The sequence below is a fragment of the Pseudomonas sp. NPDC087690 genome (genome assembly GCF_044743175.1).
Taxonomy (GTDB): Bacteria; Pseudomonadota; Gammaproteobacteria; order Pseudomonadales; family Pseudomonadaceae; genus Aquipseudomonas.
Window position 1 is genome coordinate 31929 of record NZ_JBIUVX010000037.1, and the last position, 7805, is coordinate 39733.

At 60.3% G+C, this 7805-nt stretch carries 7 protein-coding genes and 1 other RNA gene (1 of these 8 only partly in view); all 8 read right to left on the reverse strand.

The window, feature by feature from the left end; genetic code table 11:
- A partial coding sequence (gene mraY, locus ACIPIZ_RS24175; RefSeq protein ID WP_401167888.1) for a phospho-N-acetylmuramoyl-pentapeptide-transferase occupies positions 1 to 1029 on the reverse strand: 1029 nt, incomplete at its 3' end.
- Positions 1029 to 2396 carry a UDP-N-acetylmuramoyl-tripeptide--D-alanyl-D-alanine ligase gene (gene murF, locus ACIPIZ_RS24180; RefSeq protein WP_122663021.1) on the reverse strand — a complete coding sequence of 456 codons (1368 nt, stop codon included), beginning with the start codon at positions 2394 to 2396 and terminating at the stop codon, positions 1029 to 1031. The genes murF and mraY, both read right to left, overlap by 1 nt.
- On the reverse strand, positions 2389 to 3852 hold the full coding sequence (locus ACIPIZ_RS24185; protein ID WP_064392867.1) for a UDP-N-acetylmuramoyl-L-alanyl-D-glutamate--2,6-diaminopimelate ligase: 1464 nt from the start codon (positions 3850 to 3852) through the stop codon (positions 2389 to 2391). Before ACIPIZ_RS24185 ends, murF begins: the two co-directional genes overlap by 8 nt.
- A complete protein-coding gene (locus ACIPIZ_RS24190) occupies positions 3852 to 5591 on the reverse strand; it encodes a penicillin-binding protein 2 (RefSeq protein ID WP_177330985.1) in 1740 nt (579 codons plus the stop codon). The genes ACIPIZ_RS24185 and ACIPIZ_RS24190 overlap by 1 nt, the downstream gene beginning before the upstream one ends.
- The gene (gene ftsL / locus ACIPIZ_RS24195; RefSeq protein ID WP_007917008.1) at positions 5591 to 5884 is read right to left on the reverse strand and encodes a cell division protein FtsL; all 294 of its coding nucleotides are present in this window, start codon (positions 5882 to 5884) and stop codon (positions 5591 to 5593) included. The genes ACIPIZ_RS24190 and ftsL overlap by 1 nt, the downstream gene beginning before the upstream one ends.
- A complete protein-coding gene (gene rsmH, locus ACIPIZ_RS24200) occupies positions 5881 to 6828 on the reverse strand; it encodes a 16S rRNA (cytosine(1402)-N(4))-methyltransferase RsmH (RefSeq protein ID WP_163024099.1) in 948 nt (315 codons plus the stop codon). The genes ftsL and rsmH overlap by 4 nt, the downstream gene beginning before the upstream one ends.
- Positions 6825 to 7280, reverse strand: a complete 456-nt coding sequence (mraZ, locus tag ACIPIZ_RS24205; protein WP_007917012.1) for a division/cell wall cluster transcriptional repressor MraZ — start codon at positions 7278 to 7280, stop codon at positions 6825 to 6827. The genes rsmH and mraZ overlap by 4 nt, the downstream gene beginning before the upstream one ends.
- Positions 7281 to 7682: 402 nt before the next feature.
- Positions 7683 to 7805, reverse strand: an RNA gene (gene rnpB, locus ACIPIZ_RS24210) — RNase P RNA component class A (it continues 128 nt past the right edge of the window).

Sequence of the window (7805 nt, forward strand, 5' to 3'; positions counted from 1 at the left end):
CCAGAAAGGGACGATCACGCGCGGCTCGCTCCAGCACTTGAGTTCAAATTGGAGGTGAATCGGTGCCATGCGGAACACACGGCGACCGGTCAGCTTAAAGGACGCAACCTGAATGACGACTGACAGGGTTTCCATCACGAACACGCCGCCCATGATGAACAGGACGATTTCCTGACGGACGATCACGGCGATGGTGCCCAGTGCCGCGCCGAGTGCCAGCGCACCGACGTCACCCATGAACACTTGCGCCGGATAGGTGTTGAACCACAGGAAACCCAGACCGGCACCGATCAGCGCGCCGCAAAACACGATCAGCTCGCCCGCGCCCGGCACATAAGGGATCAACAGGTACTCAGCGAATTTCACGTTACCCGACAGGTAGCAGAAAATGCCGAGGCCACCGCCAACCATCACGGTCGGCATGATCGCCAGACCGTCGAGGCCGTCAGTCAGGTTGACCGCGTTGCTCGAACCGACGATCACGAAATAAGTCAGCACGATGAAGCCCAGGCCCAGCGGAATGCTGTAATCCTTGAGCATCGGCAGGATCAGCGTGGTTTCCACCGGGGTGGAAGCAGTCATATAAAGGAAGATCGCCGCGCCGAGGCCGAACACCGACTGCCAGAAATACTTCCAGCGGCTCGGCAAGCCACGGGAGTTCTTCTCGATGACTTTGCGGTAATCGTCGACCCAGCCGATGGCGCCGAACAACAGCGTCACCAGCAAAACAGTCCAGACGTAGCGGTTGCTCAGGTCAGCCCAAAGCAGAGTGCTGACGCCGATCGAAGACAGAATCAGTGCACCGCCCATGGTCGGTGTGCCCGACTTGGACAGGTGCGATTGCGGGCCATCGTTCCGCACGGATTGACCGATCTGACGGTTCTGCAGGGTGCGGATCATCCACGGGCCATAGCACAGCGACAAAACCAGCGCGGTCAGCACACCGAGGATCCCGCGCAGGGTCAGGTACTGAAAGACCGCGAAGCCTTTGTAGAACTGTTGCAGATACTCCGCTAGCAGCAGCAGCATTAATGTTTCTCCAGACTGGACCCGCACAGAGCCGCAACGATGTTTTCCATCGCTGCACTGCGCGAACCCTTGATCAAAATGGTGGTGTTTGTGTCCTGCTCGGCGTCGAGGGCCTGAATCAGTTCGGCTTGGCTGCCGAAGTGATGCGCCTGTTCACCGAAAGCGTTTACGGCGTGAACCATGTTTGGCCCAACGGCATAAAGCGCGGAAACCTTGCCCCGGGCGTACTCGCCCACGTCGCGGTGCCCCTGCTCCGCCCAATCGCCCAACTCGCCGATATCTCCGAGCACCAGGACGGTGCGGCCGGAAAAGCCGGCGAGTATATCAACGGCGGCGCACATAGAGGTGGGGTTTGCGTTGTAAGTGTCATCAATCACGCGCATACCGTTTTTCGCCAGTTGCGCGACGGTGCGCCCCTTGACCGGTTGCACGGCGCCAAGCCCGGTGGCAATGCCGAACAGCGACACGCCCAAGGCGTGCGCGGCAGCGGCGGCGGCCATGGAATTGGCGACGTTGTGGGTGCCGAGCAGGTTCAGTTGAACGCGTTCGACACCTTCAGGTGTATGCAGGTTGAAGGCCGGGCAACCACGGGCATCGGTGCTCAGATCGCTGGCGTAGAAGTCCGCGTGCGTGTTGCTCAGGGCAAAAGTCAGCACTTTGCGCGCGCCCGCACGGGTCTTCCAGATGCCGAAGGCCTTGTCATCGAGGTTAAGCACGGCGACGCCGTCGGCCGCGAGCCCGTCGATGATTTCACCTTTGGCTTCAACGATTTTTTCCGGGCCGCCAAACTCACCGACGTGCGCGGTGCCGGCATTGTTCAGGATCGCCACGTGCGGTTTGGTCAGGCCAACGGTGTAAGCGATTTCGCCGAGACGCGAGGCACCCAGTTCGATCACCGCCGAGGTGTGTTCCGGCGCCAGTTCGAGCAGGGTCAGCGGTGCGCCGAGGTCGTTGTTCAGGTTGCCACGGGTTGCCAATACCGGACCGCGCGTGCGCAGGATGCTCGCGAGCATTTCCTTGACGGTGGTCTTGCCGCTGGAACCGGTGATCGCTGCGACCGGCTGAGTGAATGCAGCACGGTTCAGCGCACCCAACTGGCCGAGGGCCTGACGAGTGTCTTTGACCAGCAATTGCGGCAAGGTGCTGTCGGCGACTTCGCGCTCGACCAGCGCAGCCACTGCGCCTTTGGCAGCAACGTCGTTCAAATAGTCATGACCGTCGAAACGCGGACCGGTCAACGCAATAAACAGTTGCCCAGGCTGGATCGCGCGACTGTCGATGCTGACGCCGTCGAAACTGGCATCACCAGCGATCAAACGCGCATCGAGGGCGTTGGTCAGTTCGCTAAGTTTCAGGGCCTTAAGCATGGGCCACCTCCCAAGCGGTCAGGGCGTGATCAGCCTCGACCAGATCGGAGAAAGCGTGGCGTTCGCCATTGATTTCCTGATAGTCCTCGTGACCTTTACCGGCCAGGACAACCACGTCGTCGGCGGAGGCGCCGGCAATCAGTTGCGCAATCGCCTGGCCACGGCCGGCGACGAAGGTGACTTTATCCACAGCCGTAAAACCGGCGCGGATGTCGTCGAAAATCACTGCTGGATCTTCGGTGCGCGGGTTGTCGTCAGTGACCAGTACCTGATCGGCCAGGCGCTCGACCACTTCGGCCATCAACGGACGCTTGCCGCGATCACGGTCACCGCCGCAGCCGAACAGACACATCAGCTGACCTTTGACGTGCGGGCGCAACGCGGTCAGGACTTTTTCCAGCGCGTCCGGAGTGTGGGCGTAATCGACCACCACCAACGGCTGCGTGCCGCCACCGAGACGCTGCATGCGACCGGCCGGGCCTTCGAGTTTCGGCAGCACCTTTAGAATTTCGTCGAGCGCGTAGTCCAGACCGAGCAAGGCGCCGACCGCAGCCAGGACGTTGCTCAAGTTGAAACGACCGAGCAGAGTGCTGCGCAGATGATGTTCGCCCTGCGGCGTGACCAGCGTGGCGCGCACGCCGTGGTCGTCGAACTGCGCTTCGCGGCAATACAGATAGGCGCTGCTGTCGAGCAGGCTATAAGTGATCAAGCGCGACTCACGTTTTTCCGCGGCCAGTTGTCGGCCGAAATCGTCGTCAAGGTTGACCACGCGGCACTTCAGGTCATTCCAGGCGAACAGCTTGGCCTTGGCCTCGGCGTACGCCTCCATGCTGCCGTGATAATCCAGGTGATCGCGGGACAGGTTGGTCATCACCGCCACGTCGAACGCCAGCGCCGTGACGCGACCCTGATCCAGACCGTGGGACGAGACTTCCATGGCCACGGCTTTGGCGCCGGCCTTTTTCAGGTCGCCCAAGGTCGCTTGCACGGCGATCGGATTCGGCGTGGTGTGCAGACCGCTTTCCAGCGCGCCATAGAAGCCGGAACCGAGGGTGCCGACGATGCCGCAATGCTGACCGAGCAGATCCAGCGCCTGCGCAACCAATTGGGTCACACTGGTCTTGCCGTTGGTGCCGGTCACGCCGATCAGGTTCAAGTGATGGCTCGGCTCGCCGTAAAAACGCCCGGCGATGTCCGACAGCTGTGCCGCCAGACCTTTGACCGGAATCAGCGGCACGTCAGTGATCGGCAGCACGGTGGCGCCTTCCACTTCATAAGCTACAGCCGCCGCACCGCGTTGCAGTGCGTCGGCAATGTGCGCACGGCCATCGAATTTGCCGCCAGGCACGGCGAGGAACAGATCGCCTGCGCGCACGTTACGGCTGTCCAGCGCCAATTCACGGATCAACAGATCGTGGCCGGCGTGGGGGAATATCTTGTTCAGACTTAATGACATCAGCCGCGCCCTCCATTGGCTTTCAGCGGAACGACCGGGGTAGCGTTGGCCTGTTGCGTGGTCGGCAGGTTGTCCGGGGTCACGTTCATCAGGCGCAGGGTGCCGGACATCACGCGGCTGAACACCGGCGCCGATACCAGACCACCGAAGTAGCCGGCCTTGGACGGCTCATCGATCACCACAACAATCGCGTAACGCGGATCGCTCATCGGGCCGAAACCGGCGAACAGCGAGCGGTACGAGTTTTCCGCGTAGCCTTTGGTGCCGACCGATGTTTTACGTGCAGTACCCGACTTGCCCGCCACGTGATACGCCGGCACTTGCGCACGGAACACTCCGCGCGGTGCTTCGATCACTTGGGTCAGCATGCCTTGCATGGTTTTCGCCACGGCTTCCGGCAGCACTTGGGTGGTCTGCGGCATCTTGTCGGTTTTGATCAACGTCAGCGGCGCGAGACGACCGTTGTTGGCCAGTGCAGAGAACGCGTGAACCAGCTGGATCGCGGTCACGGAAATACCGTAGCCGTAGGACAGCGTCGCGGTTTCGGCCTTGCGCCACTCGCGATAGTTCGGCAGGTTGCCAACACGTTCGCCCGGGAAGCCGAGGCCGGTGTCCTGGCCAAGTCCGACTTTCTGCGCGAGGCGGAAAATGGTTTCGCCGCCGATATCGAAGGCGACCTTACTCATGCCGACGTTACTGGAATTGATCAGAATACCGGTCAGGTCGAGCACCGGGCCTTCAGTCCTGGATACGTCTTTGATCGTGTATTTGCCGATCTGCAGGGAACCCGGATACACCTCGACGGTGTCGCTCGGTTTCCAGCGGCCGGTTTCGATCGCGGCGCTCATCGAGATGGCTTTCATGGTCGAACCTGGCTCGAACACGTCGATCATCGCGCGGTTGCGCATCATCGCCGGTTGCAGGTTGCGACGGTTGTTCGGGTTGTAGGTCGGCTGGTTGACCATGGCCAGAATCTCGCCGGTCTTGACGTCCATGATCACCAGACTGCCGGCCTTCGCGCCGTTCTCGATGATCGCGTTACGCAGTTCGCGGTTGGCCAGATATTGCAGACGCAGGTCAATGGACAACGCCAAGGGCTTGCCGGCCTTGGCGTTTTTGGTGACCTGGACATCCTTGATCAGCCGTCCGCGCCGATCCTTGATGACCTGTCGTTTGCCCGGCACCCCGGCGAGCCACTCGTCATAGGCCAGCTCGACACCTTCACGACCGTGGTCGTCGATATCGGTAAACCCGACCATGTGCGCGGTGACCTCACCGGCCGGATAGAAGCGGCGGAATTCCTCGATGCCGTAGACGCCCGGCACTTTCAGGTCGAGCACAGCCTGGCCCTGCTCGGGAGTCAACCCGCGCACCAGATAAATGAATTCTTTGTTGGCCTGAGCTTCGAGGCGTTCGGTCAGTGCTTTCGGATCCTGACCCAGCGCGGCGGCGAGTGCCGGCCACTTCTCTTTCGCCGTTTGCATTTCCTTGGCGTTGGCCCACAGCGTGGTCACCGGGGTACTCACGGCCAAAGGCTCGCCGTTACGGTCGGTGATCAGACCACGGTGAGCCGGAATCGGAATGTGACGCAGACTGCGCGCGTCGCCCTGACCTTTGAGGAAGTCACGGTCAACCACTTGCAGGTCAATGATGCGCCAGCAGATCGCCGCGACCATGATGCCAAGCAGCGCCACCATCAGGCGGAAGCGCCATGGGAACAGTGCGCCTTCGAGTTTCATCATGGCGCCACCATCTTCACGTCAGCCGCGCCAGGAATATGCATTTTCAGTTGTTCGGTGGCCAGCACTTCGATGCGGCTGTGCGCGGTCCACGTGCTCTGCTCGAGAATCAGACGGCCCCACTCGGCCTGCGCCTTGTCGCGCACGCTGAGTTCGTTATAAAGGGTGTTGAGCAACTGACGGTTCCAGTGCGCGCTGTACGACACGGCAATGGCCGACACGAGCACGCCGATGAACAGCAGCAGCATCAGAAAGCTGCCGCCGGGCAGTGGCTTGGCGAAAAGCTTGCTCACCGCAGCTTCTCCGCGACGCGCATGACGGCGCTACGGGAACGTGGGTTGGCTTTGAGTTCGGCGTCGGAGGCCGTCTGCGCTTTGCCATGGATTTTGATTTTCGGTTCGAACGCGACGTGGCGAACCGGCAGGTTGCGCGGCAGGTTGTCGGCCTCGCCTTTCACCAGCTTGCGCATGAACAGTTTGACGATGCGGTCTTCCAGCGAGTGGAAGCTGATCACCACCAGGCGACCACCGATTTCCAGAGCGTCCAGCGCGGCTTCGAGGCCGGCTTCCAGATCACCCAGTTCGTTGTTGACGTGAATACGCAAACCCTGGAAGGCACGGGTGGCCGGGTTCTTGCCCTTCTCCCAGGCCGGGTTGGCGACTTTCAATACTTCGGCCAGATCGGCGGTGCGCTCGAACGGCTTGATATCGCGACGCTCGGCGACGGCACGAGCCATGCGACCGGAAAAACGTTCTTCACCGTATTCCTTGAACACCCGGGCGATTTCCTCAGCCGGCGCGGTGTTGACGAATTCGGCAGCGCTGATGCCACGGGACGGATCCATGCGCATGTCCAGCGGGCCGTCATTGAGGAAACTGAAGCCGCGTTCAGCGTCGTCGAGCTGCGGCGACGACACGCCGAGATCGAGCAGGATGCCGCTGACCTTGCCGCTCAGGCCTTGCTCGGCAACCACCGAACCCAGCTCGGCAAAGCTGCGCTGCACAACGACAAAGCGGCCGTCTTCGGCCGCTAGCGCTTGCCCGGTGGCAATCGCTTGTGGGTCTTTGTCGAATCCGATGAGCCGACCGTCCGTGCCGAGCTGGCTGAGGATCAACCGGCTGTGTCCGCCGCGCCCGAACGTACCGTCCAGATAGCAGCCATCAGGACGTACGGCGAGAGCCTCGACGGCTTCGTCAAGCAGTACGGTGATGTGGTTAAAGCCGCTATCAATAGTCACAGGATCAAATCACGCAGTTCATCAGGCATCGCGCCCGGTTGTTGAATGGCAGCAAGGTCAGCGGCAGAAACCGCGTTCCATGCATCCTCGTCCCACAATTGGAACTTGTTCAGTTGGCCTACCAGCATTGCGCGCTTATCGAGCTTGGCGTACTCGCGCAGACGCGGTGGAACCAGAAAACGGCCACTGCCGTCGAGTTCGAGGTCGACGGCGTTGCCAATCAATAAACGCTGCAAGCGACGGTTCTCTTCGCGAAGCGAAGGGAGTGCGCGCAACTTGGTTTCAATAATTTCCCACTCGTCGAGCGGATAGACACACAGACACGGATCAACGGCATCAATGGTCACGATCAATTGGCCGGAACTGCGCGAATCGAGCTCGTCACGGTACCGGCTCGGCATGGCGAGACGGCCCTTTGCATCGAGACTGATAGCGTTAGCTCCGCGAAACACGTCTGCGTTTCTCCAATTTTTATCGTTTTGAGCTCAAAAAACCCACTTCATGCCACTTTCCGCCACTTGCGCACACTATAGGAATGCGCCCACCACACCGTCAAGGCGCGGATTAAAGGAAAACCCTTACAGAACGGAGATTTAGGAGCATAAAAGGAGGCGTAACGACAATCTGGCGCAGACTTTCGACCCATAACTTGATGCAGCACTGGAAGCTGCGCTCGGAAGTTAAAGTAATTTGTTAAGAGTAAGATTTTTTCGGTATTACAAAAGCGCTTCTGCTGTTGATTGAAGCAAGGTGGGAAATGGCTATTACTGCGTTTGCCGCTGCCGAACTTTCAGGGCAGGCCTGCTGATATTACACAGCCCTGTTGCCTTTGATTCAAGCAGGGAAAGAAAAAGGTGGAGAGTCGATCTGTAAGCCGGGTTCTGTCTTGAACAGTCATTCGTCTACGATGGCCATCACTGGACATCTTTAGCAACCTACCCGGTCCCAGCGCGGGCCACGCCTTGGGACCCTATTTG

What these genes read in the sequence shown, in the direction of transcription:
- murF (WP_122663021.1), bottom strand. Translation starts at nt 2,396, where the DNA reads ATGCTTAAGGCCCTGAAACTTAGCGAACTGACCAACGCCCTCGATGCG.
- ACIPIZ_RS24185 (WP_064392867.1), bottom strand. Translation starts at nt 3,852, where the DNA reads ATGTCATTAAGTCTGAACAAGATATTCCCCCACGCCGGCCACGATCTG.
- ACIPIZ_RS24190 (WP_177330985.1), bottom strand. Translation starts at nt 5,591, where the DNA reads ATGAAACTCGAAGGCGCACTGTTCCCATGGCGCTTCCGCCTGATGGTG.